Raw genomic sequence first — 17,752 nt, 5'->3', positions numbered from 1 at the left:
ATTACACGTTTTCATATGTTACGCTTCTTCAGCTTCAATCACTCTGGATTGATCATGAAATGCCCCTTGATCAATTTCTTTTGTGACCTTACTTGTAATAAGACCGGATGTCATGCTTCCGCTGACATTCAAAGCAGTACGCCCCATGTCGATTAACGGTTCAATTGAGATTAACAAACCGGCGAGCGCGACAGGCATGTTTAATGATGATAAAACAAGAAGCGCCGCGAATGTCGCTCCGCCGCCGACTCCGGCAACCCCGAAGGAGCTGATGGCAACGACTGCGATAACAGTGATAATAAACACCGGGTCAAATGGATTTTGGCCGACAGTCGGAGCAATCATCATCGCCAGCATCGCAGGATAAATGCCGGCACATCCATTTTGGCCGATCGAAAGACCGAACGAACCGGCAAAGTTTGCGATTCCCTCCGGTACACCCATGCTTCTCTGTGTTTTAATATTCAGCGGTAAAGCACCTGCGCTAGACCTTGACGTAAATGCAAATACAAGTACAGGCACCGCTTTTTTCAAATAAATCACCGGATTCAAGCCGCTGAACGTCAGCAGCAGCAAATGAATGATAAACATAGTGATTAACGCGGCATATGATGCAATCACGAACATGCCCAGTTTTAGAATGCTGTCAAGATCACTCGTTGCAATTGTTTTTGTCATGATGGCCAGCACCCCATAAGGCGTCAGTCTCAAAATGAGTGTGACAACACGCATGACAATGGCATAAACGGCATCAACCAGTTTTTTAAATGTTTCTGCCTGTTCCGGCTGTTTGTGTTTTACGCCGAGGAATGCCACTCCAAGGAAAGCGGCAAAAATAACGACAGCGATCGTTGAAGTCGGTCTAGCTCCCGTAAAATCTAAAAACGGGTTTCCAGGCAGCAGTTCAACAATCTGCTGCGGCAGCGTTTTCGCTGTCATATCCTCTGATTTCTGCTGAAGCTCCTGTCCCCGTGAAAGCTCTGTACTTCCTTGGTCAACCTGAATCGCCTGCAGATCAAATGAAAGCGCGGACGCGATACCGACAGCTGCAGCAACTGCTGTTGTTGCTACTAAAATCCCGATAATCAAACCGCTGATTTTCCCAAGATTTTTTGTCAGCTTCAGCTTTGTAAAGGCGCCGAGAATCGAAATAAAGACGAGCGGCATGACAACCATCTGAAGCAATTTGACATATCCGCCCCCGGCAATATTAAACCAGTCGGCTGTTTGAATGACTATATTTGAAGTCGGGCCGTAAATCAGCTGAAGCGCAAATCCGAATACAATCCCCAGCCCCAGCGCAGTAAATACACGTTTAGAGAAGGAAACATGTTTTTTCTGCATAACAAAGAGCCCTAAGATAAGTAAAAATAAAATAAATACATGTAATACAACCAGTAAAGTCTCCAAAGCAGGTAAACTCTCCCTTCAAATTTTCTCATTTACTATATTACACTAATTCCGATGGGTCAAGTGCGAATTATTTTAACTTATCAATTCAAGTAAAAAAACCTTATATAATGCCTTTTTTGTTCTTTTCTTTCCCTTCCATCTTTAGTACCTTATATAAGGGTGATAATATTTGCTGAAAGAACTGTTTGTAAATTTGACCATTTTAATCACATTTAATTATCTCTTCACCCACCTGTTTAAAGAAAGGCTAGTACATAAAAAAGACAGCATATCCTTTCAAGCTGTTAAAGGACTGGCCTGCGGTTTGCTCGGGGTTATTCTGATGGTTTTTGGATTTACCTATCAGCATTCAATTATTGATCTTCGAAATATCCCTATTATGATTGCCGCTCTTTATGGAGGCTGGGTTTCAACGGCAACGGCCCTGGCCATGATCACTGCAGGCCGCTTGCTGATTACGATGAACACATCTGCACTATACTCGGTTATTATCATTTGTATCGCTGCCATTCCGTCACTCATTGTTTCTAGAAGAAAAAAAGTTCAACTAAAACATGCTTTCTATCTTTTAATAATCACAAATAGCTTGATCTCCTTTTCCTTTTATTTTCTTATAGATTTACATTCATACGAACTTCATTTGTATTTTTGGATCATATCAATAGCGGGCGGCATGCTCAGTTTATATATTATTGATCATGAAACAAATGCACATCTTCTTTTTAAACAATATAAGTTTCAGGCGCACTTTGACTTTTTAACAGGCGTGTATAACCGAAGAAAATTTGAAGAAACCACAAAAGCTCTGTATCAGCAGGCGGCCGATACCCCGCATTTTCAATTTGCACTGATTTATATGGATATCGATCATTTTAAGACCATCAATGACCAATATGGCCATCATGAAGGAGATCAGGTGCTCAAAGAGCTAGGGTTACGTCTGAAGCAGACCATCCGAAATACTGATCCTGCCGCTCGGATCGGCGGTGAAGAATTTGCCGTGCTCCTGCCGAACTGTTCTCTTGATAAAGCAGCCCGGATCGCTGAACGGATCAGGAGCACTGTAAGTGATGCACCGATTGTATTAACAAACGGCGACGAGCTTTCAGTTACGATATCACTAGGGGCCGCTCATTACCCCAATAATACGGAACAGCCAGGATCCTTGCCCATTCTTGCCGATCAAATGCTTTACAAAGCGAAAGAAACGGGACGGAACAGAGTGTGTTTTTCAGAAAAAAAAGAATGAATTCAATGTTCGAATTCATTCTTCCAATCTGAAAGACGTTTCAAAGGCAGAAAAGCCGGGACAAGATCTCCCTGATATTCTTTTTCTATAAATGCCGCTGTATCATCAGCTTGATAAAGCTCAAGAATGGTTTGCAGCGCTTCCCGATCTTGATCCTCCGCTCTGACAACAATCAAATTCATCTCTTCCTCAGACATGAGTCCGCCGCTCTTTAGCGTATGCTTTTTCGGGTTCAAGCCCGCTTTTTTTGCTTCTGATGGTTTCATGACAAACACGTCGGCACCGCTCACTGCATCCTGTTGCCGGACAGCTTTTAATTTCAGGTGTCTCGGATTATCTTTAATCATATCAACTGAACCTGTTCCGTTAAATCCGTTTTTCAGCGTTAGCAAACCCGCTTCCTGGAGCACCGTAAGCGCCCTGCCAAAATCGAACGCTTTATCCGGAACAGAAACGACAGCTCCCCGCGATATATCTCGGATTCGTTCATATCGTTTTGAATAAATGCCCATGGGCGTTATGTATGTCGTCCCGAGCGGTGCCAAATTAAGTTTGTATTTTTCAGTGAACGACTGAAAATATGAAATGGTTTGAAAGGCGTTGGCATCAATTTCTTTGTTAGCAAGTGCGATATCAGACTCCGCATAATCAGAAAAAGGGATCAGCTGAATATCCAGCCCTGCCTCTTCAGCCTTTTGAGCAATATAGTTCCATATTGCCCCGTCAGACTCAGCAATCCCGATTTTTATCGATTCATGTTCTGCAGACGGTGAACATGCAGTAAATGAAACGAGAAGAACAAGGACGAAACTGCATATAAGCCACTTTTTCATTGTGACCATACTCCTATCTATGTATTAGAGCATGCAAGCAATATCAGACATAAAAATCATACGCTCTCTTAGTTGATAAACGTTGTCATTTGTAATATTGATTAACTTTTACCTTACTCATATCCAATAAGGTTGTCAATTCCTATTACTTATCTTCCCAAAATGAAGGAATACTAAGGCAAACGTATGATCACATATCGAGAAAACAGATGAATTTCCGTAAATAAATATCAAATTGAAAAATAAATATGGTATTTTCCGAAAAAAATTTCAATAAGCAGTTGTTTTTTCTGAAGATTACTGGTAGAGTAAAGGTAATTATTTTTGTTCGAACTATCTTTAAGAAGAAAGTTTTGTAAGAGTTTTCGTCTTGAAAGTTTGTTAAGAGCAAGAATAGTGAATTTAAGCGTTATGATCGCTTTAGGAGGAAATTTCATGTTAGAAGGTAAAGTAAAATGGTTCAACTCTGAAAAAGGTTTCGGATTCATCGAAGTAGAAGGTCAAGACGATGTATTCGTTCATTTCTCTGCTATTCAAGGCGAAGGCTTCAAAACTTTAGAAGAAGGCCAAGCTGTTTCTTTTGAAATCGTTGAAGGAAACCGCGGACCACAAGCTGCTAACGTTACTAAAGAAGCGTAAGCATAAATTGATATGAAAAACTGCAGGTGCAAACCTGCAGTTTTTATTTTGACAAAAAAGCTGTTTTGCATAAGCAAAACAGCTTTTTTTATTAGTTTGCAATATCCCGCTTCATGAAGATTCCGAAAGCAAGCAACAGGAAGATGATAAAGTAGATCGCCAGCATGACGAGAGAAAACGTCATAGTCATCCCTTTTATTAACGGTGTGCCATCCACATACTGAGTCAAGTCGACATTAGCAAACAATATATACTTTGCCCAGTCAAATTTCGCTGCAATAAATGCAGTTGCAGTCGTACCGGCAACCAACAAGAAGATGGAAAAACCAACCGCAAGAGAGCTGTTTCTGAATACCGCAGACAGCATAAACGCCATCGTCGCCACCATTAAAGCCGAGACGGATTCAGAAAGATACGTTGTAGCCAAATGCCCCATCATGTTTTGCTCAATGACATGGCCATCCTTATAGATTAAATGAATATTCGCGGCGGTTTCACCACCCGTTCCGAAGAAGATCAACCCTAATAAAGTAGAACCGATAAATAAAATCAACAGCAACAGGAGCCCAAACAGGAGAACTGTAATATATTTGGACATCAAAATTTGAAAACGACTGAGCGGCCGAATCATTAATAGCTTAATCGTTCCCCAATTAAATTCGTTCGCGACAATTCCGGCCGCGATGATAATAGTAAACAGACCGGTAAGGATGGTAAAGTTTGCTGAATCCGTTACATAAGACCATACCGTATAGCCCGTGTCACTAGGGATATTATGCTCGATGCGATAGTCATTGAGTGTGATTGTTTCTTTATACCCATCTTTCAGTGAAGGATCTTCTTTGATTTCTTTCTTTAATTCGGCGTTTTGTGCTTGAAGCTCTTGTTTCCAATGGGAATTTGATTCACCGGCAGAAAAATGATTCGCCAAAAATGCAAATCCAACCATTGTCAGCCCCAGAATTCCGATCATCACCCATGTTCCGGCACGGCTGAAAATTTTGAGCCACTCATTATAAATCAAATTAAGCATGCTGAACCTCCTCTTTTGTTTCACCTGTCATTTCTAAGAAACGGTCCTCTAATGATTTTGTTATGACCTTGACCTCATAAATACGGATTTGCTGCATCACCAGCAATTCAATAACCGCAGGGACTTCCTCTTTAGCCAGTTTGATTTCTACACCATTTGTCTTACTCAGCAAATCGTACTGATTTAAAACAGTAGCGGCTTCACTCGGCTGCTCAACCTGGAAGAAATATGTATCATTCTCATCAATGTTTTCATCTTTTACATTTTGAATATCGATCAGCTTTCCTTTTTGCAGAATCGCAATTCGATCACACATCAGTTCCATTTCTGACAGCAGGTGGCTTGAAACGATGACAGCCATTCCTCTTTCTCGGGTCAGCTTCTTTAAATGATCTCTGATTTCTCTGATCCCCGCCGGATCAAGGCCGTTTGTCGGTTCATCCAAAATCAGCACTTTCGGATCGTGCAGAAGGCATTGTGCCAAGCCAAGACGCTGTCTCATCCCCAGAGAATATGTTTTCACCTTGTCGTGGATTCTGTCTGTTAAACCGACCAGTTCAACAACTTCATCAATTTTTTCCTTCGTGACACCCTTGACCATCCTTGCGAATTGCTGGAGATTTTTATATCCGCTCAAAAATTTATACAGCTCGGGATTCTCAACGATCGCTCCGATATGCTTAATCGCCTTGGCATATTCTTTCGTAATTGATTGGCCGCAAATGAGGACATCACCTTTCGACAGCTTCATTAACCCCACCATCATCCGGATGGTTGTCGTTTTCCCCGCTCCGTTTGGTCCTAAAAAACCGAATACCTCGCCTTCACGAATCGTAAAACTGAGATCATCAATGATCGTTCGGCCTCTGATGTTTTTAGTCACGTTTTTCAATTCCAACACTGTTTTCATCATATTCCTCCTCTTTCTAGCAAACTTCCATTTTTGATTTAAACCATTGCAAAACAGACATGCCTTCCTGTTCACGAATATCTTCTACTTCACGCTGCGCAACTTTTTCTCCATTGGCGAGGATGATTACTTCATCTAACAAAGTCTCAATTTCATCAATTTCATGTGTCGCGATCACGACAATCTGCTGCTCAAAATCAATGTACGACACAAGGCTGTTTACGATGGAATCCCTGACCATCGGATCAAGCCCGGAAAAAGGTTCATCAAGCAAGATGACGTCTGCCCGTCTCGCTAAAGCAAGAACGATTTTCAGCCTGCCCCGATTTCCTTTTGATAGCTTTTTGATCTTTTTTTCCGGATTCAGCTGCATCTCATTCAATAGCTTATAAACCTGTTCTGTATGAAAATCAGGAAACTGCGACTGATAAAAATTCACCATATCTTTAACAGTGAAATGCGGATAAAACATATCAAGCTCAGTAAGATAAGCCGTTTGACGCACCATTTCTCTCGTAACCTGCTCTTCATCAACTTTTACAAATCCTGAAGTCGGAAACAGAAGGCCAGCCATCATTTTCAGGGTCGTTGACTTGCCGCTGCCGTTCGGTCCAATCAGGCCATAAATCCGTCCGGATGATAGGGTGATTGACACATCATTGACGGCCGTATGGCGGCCGTATTTTTTTGATACATGTTCTAGCTTGATTTCCATTTTAGCCTCCCTCTGTGAATGTTTTAATCCCTTCTAACATTTCTTCTTTCGTTAGCCCCAGCTCTTTCATTTGCTTGACAAAGCCTTCCAGCACCTCTCGTGTCAGCTTGTCTTTCAGCTCGTCTACGATTTCTGCTTTTTCCGCAATAAACGTCCCTTGACCTCTTCTTGTCTCCACAATACCCAGCCTTTCCATCTCACTGTAAGTTCTTTGAATTGTATTGGGATTTACTTTAGTTTGAATCGCCATTTCTCTTACTGAAGGAAGCTTGTCTCCTGGGAGCAGCTCCTTCCTGACCAGCCTATAAAAGATCTGATCAGCGATCTGCAGATAAATCGGTTTCGAGGATTGGAATTGATTGTCCATATTTACACCTCTACTTTACGATCAAGCAGTTTTGAAGCCATGATGAGCAGCAAGAATGTGATGACTATAGCAATAGGAAACCCTAGCACAGACAGATGGATAGGTTTTAGTTCCAATCTCCAAACATTGTGGAAGTGGAAATCAAAATTGCAATAGACTGTTACAGGCCAGAAATGCTTTTGAGATTCAACCAAAGGGCTTATGATGTATTCATCGAAGAATAACCACATTGCGACCAACAGAACCATCGCAGCCCACCGCATTCCGCGCCAATTTCTGAGAGAGTGAAAAACAGTCCAAAACACAATGACTGTTACTGACATATCTAACGAAGAAATAAGCCCATACATATTCAGCAAAGCCACTGTACTCGTTATATCAACTTGATGCTCCAGCAGATTTTTTACAGAGAGCATATGATACATCCATATGCCATAGGCTGTTAATGCCAACTGAATCACAAATTGATAGAGCAAAGATGCTGCCAATTTAGAAGAAAACAGCCATAAGCCGCCATTTGGATTGTACAGCCAAAGCTGTGATTTCCCTTCCTTGCGAAGGTGATAAAAAACAAAAACAGGAGATAAGAAAAGCAGAAAAAAAGCAACTGCAACAAAAAAACCAAAAATGACTAGAGGTTCTTTCGTGCGAGAAGCTATAATATGGCCTGTTCCCAATAAGAAAATGATTCCGCATATCCATACTAGCAGCCACATTCTTGAAAGCTTGATATCTTTCTTTAATAAACCTAAAAAAGAATTCATGTCTTTACCTCCCGGAAAAAATCCTCGGTGTATGAGTAACATAGTACACTAGATCAAGGTGGAATACAACATATTCCATGGATTTATTTGATAAAAACATAATTGATGGAAACAGCAAAAAAGGCAAACCCGCATGAGTAAACGGATTTGCCTTTTTCATTACTTTTTCTTATTTTTCATAGAGAGCAGCGCATCACGATAGCTGCGGTCCTGCATTTTGTCACTTTCCTCAGTGACCTCTTCTTCTGCATGAACTTCATCAGAATGCTTAAACTTTTGCAGCGCCTGCCTGTAAATATCATCACCCATTGTGTCACGCTTCTCTTTTGGAGAATCGTTTTTGACAACGGATGGCGTATGCTCGGCAGCCCTTGCTTCAGCAGGGTAATGCGCTTCGTTTTTTTCCTCTTCTGGAGGTGCGATTCTATCGGTTGCTTCTTGCTTCTCAGGTCCAGGTGAGGCGTTGCGGACGTTAAATGTAATAAGGGCCGCAATGACAATGACAGCAGCAATTATTGCTATAATAATGGCCATTTCAACCTCTCCTTACTGTCCTGCTGTTAGGTTTCCTGTGACTTGGCTGACACGTCTTCCCAACGCGCGTCCAAGCTGAATACCTTCCTCAGACATTAACTCATCACTGTCTACCGGACAAGTGACACCTGCTCCGTAATAAGAGCCATAAAGTGCGTTTTCAGGCACGTTGCCAGGCAGTCCGACAACAATCATGCCTTGGTGGAACATCGGCGTGATTAAATTGTGCATTGTCATTTCCAAGCCGCCGTGTGTTGTTGCCGTTGTGCAGAAGACAGCACCGACTTTGTTGATCAGCTCGCCTTCAGCCCACAAGTAGCCAAGTCTGTCGATCCAAGTTTTAAGACCGGAGCTGATTGTTCCGAAATGCCCTGGGCATCCCCAAATAATCGCATCCATATCTTTAAGCTTGCGGATATCAGCCTGATCTACATGGTCGATGAACACTTCAGCCGCGTCGTTTTCTCTCGCGCCTTCAGCAATCGCTTCTGCAAGCACTTTAGTATGTTCGCCTTCACTATCATACACTACATAAATTTTCATTCAGGAAACCTCCCTGTACAGATTAAGATTCCTTAGCTTCTTTTGGAGCAGGAAGTAATGAAAGCTCCTCTTTTTTCTTCTTACGCAATTTATCTTTTCTGACGTCACGCAGGAAGATACTTAAAATCAAACCTGCTACACAGAATAAGGTTGCCCACATAAAGGCATCATTTATCCCCATGACATTGGAATCGAGTGATGCGTGTTTATAAATATGTGAGTACACATATGTTTTCGCCGTATCATAAGACACATTCATATTCACCATTAAATTCGAAACTGCATTTTGGAACGCATGGAGGAAGTTCGGGTCCGCCGTGCTTGTTTTATCTGCAATTTGTGAATAATGGAATGTCGTCCGGTTTGTATAAATCGTCGTAATTAAACTTGTTCCGATTGATCCGCTGATTTGGCGAAGCGTGTTACTCATCGCCGTTCCGTGGCTGTTCAGACGGGCAGGAAGCTGGTTCATCCCGGCTGTCATGACTGGCATCATTAAGAGAGACATACCAAATGCACGAATTGAATAGATCAGCATGATGTGTGTATATGGTGTATCAATTGTCAATTGCGTGTATTGATACGTTGTTACCACTGTCACGAGAAGCCCGATAATCGCAAGCGGTCTCGGTCCGAATTTATCGAACAAAATACCTGAGATCGGTGACATAATCAGCATAACGATCGCACCCGGAAGCAGAAGCAGACCGGATTGAAGCGCCGTAAAGCCGACCAGGTTTTGCAGATAAATCGGTAAAAGGAACATACCAGTGTAAAGTGCCACTGTAATAATGATATTAATGACACTCGAGAGTGAGAAAATGTCATATTTAAACACTCTGAAATCAAGCATCGGATCATCATGACGCAATTGCTGAACAACAAAAGCAACAATTGCAATGGCTCCGATAATAACTGTAGACAATACAATCGGGTCGGTCCAGCCGTCAGATCCGGCTTCACTGACTCCGTATAATAAGGAGGCGAATCCGACAATCGAGAGGATTGCGCCAAGAGTATCGAGTTTGATTTTTTGCGGCTCCACCATATTTTTAAAGATGAAGAAAGCCACAATGATAACAATTGCGCCGATCGGCACAAGTCCGTAAAACATAATGCGCCATGTATAATGCTCAATAATCCACCCGGAAAGAGTCGGGCCGACCGCTGGAGCAAACATCATCGCTAGCCCGAAAATCCCCATTCCTTTCCCCCTGCTTTCAGGCGGGAAAATTAACAGAATGGTTGTCATAACGAGCGGCTGCAAGATACCTCCGCCCACGGCCTGAATCAAACGGCCGATCAGCATTGTAGAGAAGTTAGGTGCGATACCGCAGACTAACGTACCGAGCGTAAAACAAAACATCGCGACGAGAAAGAGACTCCGCTGGCCAAATCGTGTAATCAGGAAAGCAGATAACGGAATCAATACACCGTTAACAAGCATGTAACCTGTTGTCAGCCACTGAATCGTCGTTGCACTTACGCCAAATTCAGTCATTAAGTGCGGCATTGCAACATTAAGCAGTGTTTGGTTTAGAATTGCCAAAAATAAACCCGCCATTAGCACAATCAGCAATGACATAGGGTTTTTTGCATTTTTTTCTTTGCCTGTAGCCATCTAAGACAACCTCCTTTCATGGTTTGATGACTGATCTGTTTTACTCAGAAATTTTAACAGATGCATTCATTCCAGGAAGCACCTTATCAGATGGGTTTTTGATTGAAATTTTCACAGGAACTTTTTGTGTTACTTTTGTGTAGTTTCCGCTTGAATTTGTAGAAGGAAGCATATCAAAAGTTGAGTTAGTCGCATAACCAATTTCTTCTACAGTACCGTCAAATGTAGTATCAGGGTCTCCGTCAACTACTACGTCTACACTATTTCCTACTTCAATATCCGCAATATCTGTTTCTTTAATATTTGCTGTGATGTATAGGTTGTCCATGTCAATCGTTTGTGCAATTGTTGTACCAGCTTGTACGGTTTGTCCGTTTTTCACTTCGTTTTTCACAATTGTGCCATCCATAATGGATTTTACGTCAACAGTTTGTTCACCTTTGATTTTTGCAACTGTGTCGCCTTTTTTCACTGTTTTTCCTTCGTCCAGATCCCAGTCAGATACTTTACCTGCTGCTGGAGCAGTAATAGCAGCCATATCGCCCGCTACTTTTGCTTCATCTGTTTTTACGTAGTTTGTGCTTTGATAATAGTAGTAAGCACCTCCAGCTATAATTGCAAGAACAACAATCAAACCGATAATGTTGGTCAGAATTAAACGTCCTCTGTTCATTTTGTTTTCTCCTTTCGTTTCATCCTCTATCATTTTGCGGAAAGCTGGTGAAAATATGTGAGAAGTTTTTAATTACCGCTTTTTTCTGAACAGCCTTCAGCAAGCTTCGTTAAACTTCCGGCTAGTTTGCGCAAATACTGCAGCTGGGAGGTATCAAGCTTTTGGTACAAGCCAGCACCCATTTTTGCATATTGCACAGCGGCTTTTTCTATCAGTTCTTCCCCCTCTTCGGTTAACTGAATCATGACGATACGGCGGTCATCCGGACTGTCATATCGATTCATCAATTGGCGCTTATACAGAATATCTGTCATCCGCGTCACAGAAGCAGGCTTAAGATCAAGCGACATTGCCAGCTTGCTTAGCGGGGTGCTTCCGCTTTGATGAATTTTAAACATCAGCAAATATTGAAGGACTGTAATATCAAAAGGCTCAAGCACAATCTCCAATATCTTCTTCTGTTTTTTATATATCGCCCGAGACGTATCGAAGAGCTGTTCAAAAGTGAGCAAAGCACGTTCTGATTCAGTCAACTCCTTTTCACCTCATTCCTCAATAATAGTTCACAAGATAAAATATTAATAAATGAAAGAAGATTTGTCAAAGGAAAAATTTCTTTTTCTCCCGTATTTTTTTCGCAAGCGTTTTCTTGCTTTTATTAAATAAAAAAAAGCCCTGAAATGGGCTTTTCATTACGAAAATTGATGGCTTACACCAGACTCTTCATTTCTGAAAAAGTTCTTTAGAGCCTGAAAAACATCAGATTTCTGTTTTAAAATATAGTACTTAAATTTCTCATCTTTTACATTTTTATATGCAGACATTAACGTTGAATGCCTGTTGTACTGATTGACCTCGCCGTAGCAAAACAGATTGGCCTTCTTCATAATATCATTGACCAGCTTCACACAGCGCGCGTTATCAGATGTCAGGTTGTCACCGTCAGAAAAATGAAACGGGTAAATGTTATAGCGGGCGGGATTGTACTTTTCATCAATAAGCTCAAGCGACTTCCGATATACGGAAGAACAAATTGTTCCGCCGCTTTCTCCCTTTGAGAAAAAATCCTCCTCCGAGACCACTCTTGCTTCTGTATGATGGGCAATAAATTCAATTTCCACAGTCTCGTATTTTGTCCGCAAAAAACGGGTCATCCAGAAAAAGAAGCTTCTGGCCATGTATTTTTCCCAAACCCCCATACTGCCGCTTGTATCCATCATGGCTAAAACGACGGCTTTTGATTCGGGCTTTGTGATGTCATTCCACGTCTTATATTTCAGGTCCTCCGGATAAATTGGGTAGAACGACGGTTTTCCTGACATTGCGTTTCGTTTAAAGGCTGACATCATCGTTCTTTTCTTATCAATATTACCGGTTAACCCTGTTTTACGGATATCATTAAACTCGATATCTGTATGAATGATATTGTCCCGCTCTTTTTGCTGGAGATTCGGAAGCTCTAATTCTTTAAAAAGCGCTTCTTCTAAATCCATTAATGAAACTTCCGCTTCATAATAATCCTCGCCTGCCTGATCACCGGCACCCTGCCCTTTTCCAGGCCCTTGTTTTTTGTCTGATCCATCCCGGGCCACAACATCTCCAACCTGGCTCTCGCCGTCTCCTTGCCCTACATGTTTATTTTTATCATAGTTATAACGGATTTTATACTCATCAAGTGAACGGATTGGGATCTTCACTACATCTTTTCCATTAGACATAATAATGCTTTCCTCAGTTACGAGGTCCGGAAGATTGTTTTTGATCGCTTCCTGCACTTTTTTCTGGTGGCGCTGCTGGTCATCGAAGCCTTTGCGATGGAGGGACCAGTTTTCCTCAGAAATCAAAAAATGGCCGCTGTCATTTTGGGACATGAATTCCCCTCCTTAACCATTTGTGGTCGTGATACATACGTATTCCGGCTTGTGCCAGATTATGAAACAAGTCTTTTGAAAAGATTTATATTCATCATATGCACATATGCACGTTTAATTGACAAACTATTTAGAAAATGGGACAAAATAACCCGCCCTATTCGGACGGGTCACGTTGCTTATCGGTTCAGCAGGCTGCCGACATATTTCAGCAGCTCATTGGCGCTCGTCGAGTTGTAGCCGTGCTCATCAATTAAACGGGCCACGACTTCATTTACCTTTTTCAGCTGCTGCTCATCCGGCGTTTTTGTTGAGGTCGTAATTTTAACGACATCCTTCAGATCAGCAAACAGCTTTTTCTGAATAGCTTCACGCAGTCTTTCATGGGAATTGTAATCAAACCGCTTGCCTTTTCTCGCATAGGCCGAGATGCGGATTAAAATTTCTTCGCGGAACGCTTTTTTGGCGTTTTCCGAAATGCCGATCTGCTCTTCGATGGATCTCATCAGCTTTTCGTCAGGGTTCATTTCCTCTCCTGTCAAAGGATCACGAAGCTTGTTTTTATTGCAATAGGCCTCTACGTTATCGAGGTAATTGTCCATAAGTGTTTTTGCTGATTCTTCATATGAATAAACAAACGCTTTTTGAACTTCCTTTTTCGCAATATCGTCATATTCCTTGCGGGCGGCAGAGATAAAATTCAAATACCGCTCCCTGTCCTCGCTTGAAATTGATGGGTGCTGATCAAGACCTTCTTTTAAGGAGCGAAGGACATCGAGAGAATTAATCGATTCCATATTTTTTCTGATAATCGTTGAAGAAATCCGGTTGATCACGTACCGCGGATCAATTCCGCTCATGCCTTCATCATTATATTCTTTTTTCATATCCTCAACGTCGACAGAGTTATATCCTTCCACACTTTCCCCATCATACAGTCTCATTTTCTTGACCAGATCAATATCCGACCGCTTCGGCTCTTTTAACCGGGTAAGGATTGAGAACATCGCGGCGACCTTCAACGTATGCGGGGCAATATGAACATCCGCCACATCGCTTTCTGCAATCATTTTTTCATAAATTCTCTCTTCCTCAGACACTTTTAAATTATAAGGAACCGGCATCACGATGATTCTTGAGTGCAGGGCTTCATTCTTCTTATTAGAAATAAATGAGCGATACTCCGTTTCATTCGTGTGAGCCACGATCAGCTCATCAGCAGAAATTAACGCAAACCGCCCAGCTTTAAAATTCCCTTCCTGTGTCAAGGAAAGCAAATGCCAGAGAAATTTCTCATCACATTTCAGCATCTCCTGAAACTCCATCATCCCGCGGTTCGCTTTATTCAGCTCTCCGTCAAATCGATAAGCGCGCGGATCTGATTCTGAACCGTACTCGGCGATTGTTGAGAAATCAATACTCCCCGTCAAATCGGCAATATCCTGAGATTTCGGATCAGAGGGACTGAATGTTCCAATTCCCGTACGCTTATCTTCTGAAAAGAAGATGCGCTCCACCTTCACATCCTCAATTCTTCCTCCGTACTCTTCCTCCAGCCTCATGACATTTAAAGGAGAAAGACTTCCTTCTATTCTAATGCCGTATTCTCTGTAAAAGTCATCGCGTAAATGATGGGGGATTAAATGTAGAGGGTCCTCGTGCATCGGGCAGCCTTTAATCGCATATACAGCGCCATTATCTGTCAGCGTGTACGCTTCGAGACCTTTTTTAAGCATTGTGACCAGCGTGGATTTACCGCCGCTCACAGGCCCCATCAGCAATAGAATCCGCTTTCTGACATCTAGACGTTTGGCAGCCGGATGAAAATACTCTTCCACAAGACGCTCCAGAGATTCTTCAAGCCCGAACAGCTCGCGGTCAAAAAAACTGTACTTCTTGCGTCCGTCAATCTCCTCTATCCCGCTGTCTTTTATCATATTAAAAACTCGAGAATGAGCAGATTGCGCGACCATCGGATTTTCTTTAATAATCTCCAAATAATCGGCGAAAGTTCCTTCCCATTTCAGCCGCTGCTCTTCCTCTCTGTACTTTTCAATTTTCTTTAATATATCCATAAGGACCTCCTCTATCATGTTTGATACACTATGCAAATAAGGTACTTTGATACAATCTATGCCGCCATCTCGTGATACATGCTTTGGTTTCTTAAAAATAAAGATACTCATACATCGTTGACAAGGTAGACTGCGACCGTTCATAATAAAGAAAAATACAGAATCATCCAGACTCGGACAGCACGGAAAAATTGAAGAGGGGGAGAGACGGTGAAAACAATCATCATGATGGGTGTCATTGTCACTTTTTTAGTATCAATTTTTACCGCAGGATACGAAAGCAAGCCTGGAAAAGAATAAAAAAGGGTGCTCCTGAAAGAGCACCCTTTTTGTATAACAGAACAATGTTTTACAGTTTTGTTTTTTCTTTAATCTGTGAATGCGGATCGCATTCACATTTGTATTCGTACTCAATCGTTCCGATGCTGCATCCCGGCCCGATGATCACTTCTTTTCCCCTGACAACTGCCGCTTCGGTATTCTCCAAATAAACCCGATCTCCTTCTATGACATCGGCGATCAGCTTCCCTTTCTTCCGGCTAAAAAAACTCGCGCGTCTTTTCACTGTAATTGTTGTTCCGCCGATTTCCTGCACATGGCTTATATCATGGCTCAATCCCAGCTTGATCTCACCCGAATTTAATAACCCCGATACATCAACACAGCCTGTGACATGGAACATTTCTGTTTCACAATCACCTATTACGCTAAGCTTCCCTTTCACATCGCAGGATTCTCCAGTCATATTCCCGCCAATTTCAGTCTGGCCTTTCAGATTGAATCGATCAAATTGAAGTGAGCCGCTGACTTTCATTGTCCCATATATATTGATTTTGCCGGCTGTCAGATCGCCTTTACATTCACTTTCTCCGAGCACACGCAGCCGCTCAGTCTCTGCTTTTCCGAGAAAAAGGCCCGTTCCGTATATGCGGCAGCCTACAGCAGACAGCCCTTCTCCAACTATACCTTCTCCTTTGATGCTGACATTGTGATACGCGCCTCCTGCGGCATGCCCAGCGCCATATAATTTTAAATTTCCCAGTTTTGTTGTCTCCATTACGATCCTCCTTACAACTTTGTGGATGTTTCAACCGACGCGCTTGGATCACAGGTATAGTCCCCGCTGTATTCGACGGTTTCAATCTGGCAATCCGGGCCGATGATCACTTTATTACCGCGCACGGTTTTCGCCTTTGTATTTGTCAATTCAATCACGTCACCTTCGATCAGCTCTGCTGTTAGAACAGGCTGCGGCATCAATCTGAGCAATGTCAGCATTCCTTTTCTGCAGGTCACTTGAAGATGGCGGCAGCCGATCTCCCGCGCATAGCTTTCCCCTGCAGAAAGCTTAATGATCACCTGGTCTGCATTTAAAAGCCCGCTGATTTTGCATTTCCCTTCTGATTGAAAGGTTTCTGTTTCACAATCTGCTTCCATGACAGCTTTTCCGCTAATGTCAATTCCATCAGCCTTGACAGTGCCGCCAAATGTTGATGATCCAGCGATTTTCAATTGTTTTGCAGATACCTCTCCTTGAATAAAACCAGTGCCATTCATCCGGATAGATTCTGCTTCAACGTCTCCATGTATCTTTCCTGAACCGCTGATAGTTACCGCTTTCGCTTTGACGCTGCCGTCCGCTTTTCCGTTTCCATTAAAAGAAAAAGTGTCACACTCCACGTCCCCGGCCACTGTCCCGCTGCCATTAATCTCAACTGATTGAAATGTTCCTCCCTTAGAACTTCCTGATCCATTTATCACCAGCTTTTCCACTACATCCATTGATGGCCCTCCTGCATAAATGTTGTTTTTAATTCCTCTGAAGCTTTTAATAAATCTACCCGTTCCACAACCTTTACGGATGATTCAAACAAAATGCTGTCCGCCGCAGCCGCTATAAAACAAGTTGTGACACCGAGCTTGCGGAGCACAATCAGCTCCGTCTGTTTTTCAATCTCTTCAGTATCATGCTTCTTTAATACCTCTGCAGCCATTTTTGCTTCTGCAAGGCTGACATTTCCAGACTGCAGCAGGCCCTCAAGCACAAACAGCGAAAGCAAATCGCTGGATGAAAAAACCGGACTTCCTCCGTCTTCTGAATAGGCTTCAAGAGCAGGCCTTGAAACCAAACCTTTATGAAGCAATTCATCAGCGGTCATGCTGACATCCTTCATTTTCGGCGACAGCATTTCCCTCATTTCATCCAAAGACAAATTTTCTTTCATCTTTTGAATCATTGATATACGTTTTAAAATCTCCTCTCTCGGAAAAAACGTCTCTTGCCCTGTAAATGTGGATTTACGAATAAACCATTCCTCAGGTATTAAGTTTTTCCGCTTCCATCGATACAGCTGACCGTATGAAATCGATGTTCTTTCAAGTAATTCTTTTTTAGAGATTAATTGTTCTTCCATAAGTCCAGCTCCTTTGATGGGTACATTGTAACATAACACTGTTACGTTGTTAAGCCCAAAAACGAAACAAAGCATTTCAACATCCGCAAAAAAACCCG

At 42.3% G+C, this 17,752-nt stretch carries 20 protein-coding genes; 2 read left to right on the top strand and 18 right to left on the bottom strand.

The annotated features are described in order from the left end of the window. Positions 1–18 precede the first annotated feature (18 nt). Positions 19–1,410, bottom strand: coding sequence for an L-cystine transporter TcyP (gene tcyP / locus NST22_RS05015; protein WP_003244685.1), 1,392 nt, complete (start codon positions 1,408–1,410; stop codon positions 19–21). Positions 1,411–1,582: 172 nt separating this feature from the next. On the opposite strand from tcyP, the gene dgcK reads away from it, so the two are divergent. Beyond that, positions 1,583–2,662, top strand: coding sequence for a diguanylate cyclase DgcK (gene dgcK / locus NST22_RS05010; protein WP_003244833.1), 1,080 nt, complete (start codon positions 1,583–1,585; stop codon positions 2,660–2,662). 2 nt (positions 2,663–2,664) lie between these two features. Here the strand turns inward: dgcK and NST22_RS05005 are convergent, their stop codons facing one another. Continuing rightward, positions 2,665–3,495 carry a MetQ/NlpA family ABC transporter substrate-binding protein gene (locus tag NST22_RS05005; RefSeq protein WP_003245726.1) on the bottom strand — a complete coding sequence of 277 codons (831 nt, stop codon included), beginning with the start codon at positions 3,493–3,495 and terminating at the stop codon, positions 2,665–2,667. 435 nt (positions 3,496–3,930) lie between these two features. Here NST22_RS05005 and cspB point away from each other — a divergent pair, with 435 nt between their 5' ends. Then, positions 3,931–4,134 carry a cold shock-like protein CspB gene (cspB, locus tag NST22_RS05000; protein WP_003224086.1) on the top strand — a complete coding sequence of 68 codons (204 nt, stop codon included), beginning with the start codon at positions 3,931–3,933 and terminating at the stop codon, positions 4,132–4,134. Between the two features lie 91 nt (positions 4,135–4,225). Here the strand turns inward: cspB and NST22_RS04995 are convergent, their stop codons facing one another. The 16 genes from NST22_RS04995 to NST22_RS04920 all read right to left on the bottom strand — a co-directional run bounded on the left by NST22_RS04995 (position 4,226) and on the right by NST22_RS04920 (position 17,654). Beyond that, complete coding sequence (locus tag NST22_RS04995) at positions 4,226–5,167, bottom strand: ABC transporter permease (RefSeq protein WP_003233421.1); 942 nt, start codon at positions 5,165–5,167, stop codon at positions 4,226–4,228. Further along, positions 5,160–6,077, bottom strand: coding sequence for an ABC transporter ATP-binding protein (locus NST22_RS04990; RefSeq protein ID WP_003245448.1), 918 nt, complete (start codon positions 6,075–6,077; stop codon positions 5,160–5,162). Before NST22_RS04990 ends, NST22_RS04995 begins: the two co-directional genes overlap by 8 nt. A 16-nt stretch (positions 6,078–6,093) precedes the next feature. Next, entirely contained in the window at positions 6,094–6,792 is a 699-nt protein-coding gene (locus NST22_RS04985; protein WP_003233423.1) for an ABC transporter ATP-binding protein, read from the bottom strand. A 1-nt stretch (position 6,793) separates the two neighbouring features. Continuing rightward, positions 6,794–7,159 (bottom strand): GntR family transcriptional regulator, encoded by a 366-nt coding sequence (locus NST22_RS04980; RefSeq protein WP_003233424.1) that lies wholly within the window; start codon positions 7,157–7,159, stop codon positions 6,794–6,796. A 2-nt stretch (positions 7,160–7,161) separates the two neighbouring features. Beyond that, positions 7,162–7,923 carry a hypothetical protein gene (locus NST22_RS04975; RefSeq protein ID WP_003245465.1) on the bottom strand — a complete coding sequence of 254 codons (762 nt, stop codon included), beginning with the start codon at positions 7,921–7,923 and terminating at the stop codon, positions 7,162–7,164. A 4-nt stretch (positions 7,924–7,927) separates the two neighbouring features. Beyond that, positions 7,928–8,083 (bottom strand): hypothetical protein, encoded by a 156-nt coding sequence (locus NST22_RS04970; protein ID WP_003233426.1) that lies wholly within the window; start codon positions 8,081–8,083, stop codon positions 7,928–7,930. Further along, entirely contained in the window at positions 8,083–8,457 is a 375-nt protein-coding gene (locus tag NST22_RS04965) for a hypothetical protein (protein WP_003233427.1), read from the bottom strand. Before NST22_RS04965 ends, NST22_RS04970 begins: the two co-directional genes overlap by 1 nt. A gap of 12 nt (positions 8,458–8,469) precedes the next feature. Further along, the gene (locus tag NST22_RS04960; RefSeq protein WP_003233428.1) at positions 8,470–9,000 is read right to left on the bottom strand and encodes an NAD(P)H-dependent oxidoreductase; all 531 of its coding nucleotides are present in this window, start codon (positions 8,998–9,000) and stop codon (positions 8,470–8,472) included. A 22-nt stretch (positions 9,001–9,022) separates the two neighbouring features. Further along, positions 9,023–10,621, bottom strand: a complete 1,599-nt coding sequence (locus NST22_RS04955) for an MFS transporter (RefSeq protein WP_003233429.1) — start codon at positions 10,619–10,621, stop codon at positions 9,023–9,025. A gap of 40 nt (positions 10,622–10,661) precedes the next feature. Next, positions 10,662–11,327 (bottom strand): HlyD family efflux transporter periplasmic adaptor subunit, encoded by a 666-nt coding sequence (locus NST22_RS04950; RefSeq protein ID WP_003233430.1) that lies wholly within the window; start codon positions 11,325–11,327, stop codon positions 10,662–10,664. A 35-nt stretch (positions 11,328–11,362) separates the two neighbouring features. Beyond that, a complete protein-coding gene (locus tag NST22_RS04945) occupies positions 11,363–11,827 on the bottom strand; it encodes a MarR family transcriptional regulator (protein ID WP_003233431.1) in 465 nt (154 codons plus the stop codon). Between the two features lie 159 nt (positions 11,828–11,986). Beyond that, positions 11,987–13,165, bottom strand: a complete 1,179-nt coding sequence (gene yhbH / locus NST22_RS04940) for a sporulation protein YhbH (protein ID WP_003233432.1) — start codon at positions 13,163–13,165, stop codon at positions 11,987–11,989. Between the two features lie 179 nt (positions 13,166–13,344). After that, entirely contained in the window at positions 13,345–15,240 is a 1,896-nt protein-coding gene (gene prkA / locus NST22_RS04935) for a serine/threonine protein kinase PrkA (RefSeq protein ID WP_003233433.1), read from the bottom strand. A 349-nt stretch (positions 15,241–15,589) separates the two neighbouring features. Then, complete coding sequence (locus NST22_RS04930; protein WP_003245825.1) at positions 15,590–16,297, bottom strand: hypothetical protein; 708 nt, start codon at positions 16,295–16,297, stop codon at positions 15,590–15,592. Positions 16,298–16,308: 11 nt separating this feature from the next. After that, positions 16,309–17,022, bottom strand: a complete 714-nt coding sequence (locus tag NST22_RS04925) for a polymer-forming cytoskeletal protein (protein ID WP_003244751.1) — start codon at positions 17,020–17,022, stop codon at positions 16,309–16,311. After that, positions 17,013–17,654 (bottom strand): YhbD family protein, encoded by a 642-nt coding sequence (locus NST22_RS04920; RefSeq protein ID WP_003245603.1) that lies wholly within the window; start codon positions 17,652–17,654, stop codon positions 17,013–17,015. Before NST22_RS04920 ends, NST22_RS04925 begins: the two co-directional genes overlap by 10 nt. Positions 17,655–17,752: the final 98 nt, after the last annotated feature.

Source organism: Bacillus sp. PS237, from assembly GCF_037963345.1.
GTDB classification, from domain to species: Bacteria; Bacillota; Bacilli; order Bacillales; family Bacillaceae; genus Bacillus; species Bacillus subtilis.
Note: the sequence above shows the minus strand (reverse complement) of the source record. Positions and strands in the feature narration are given on the sequence as shown.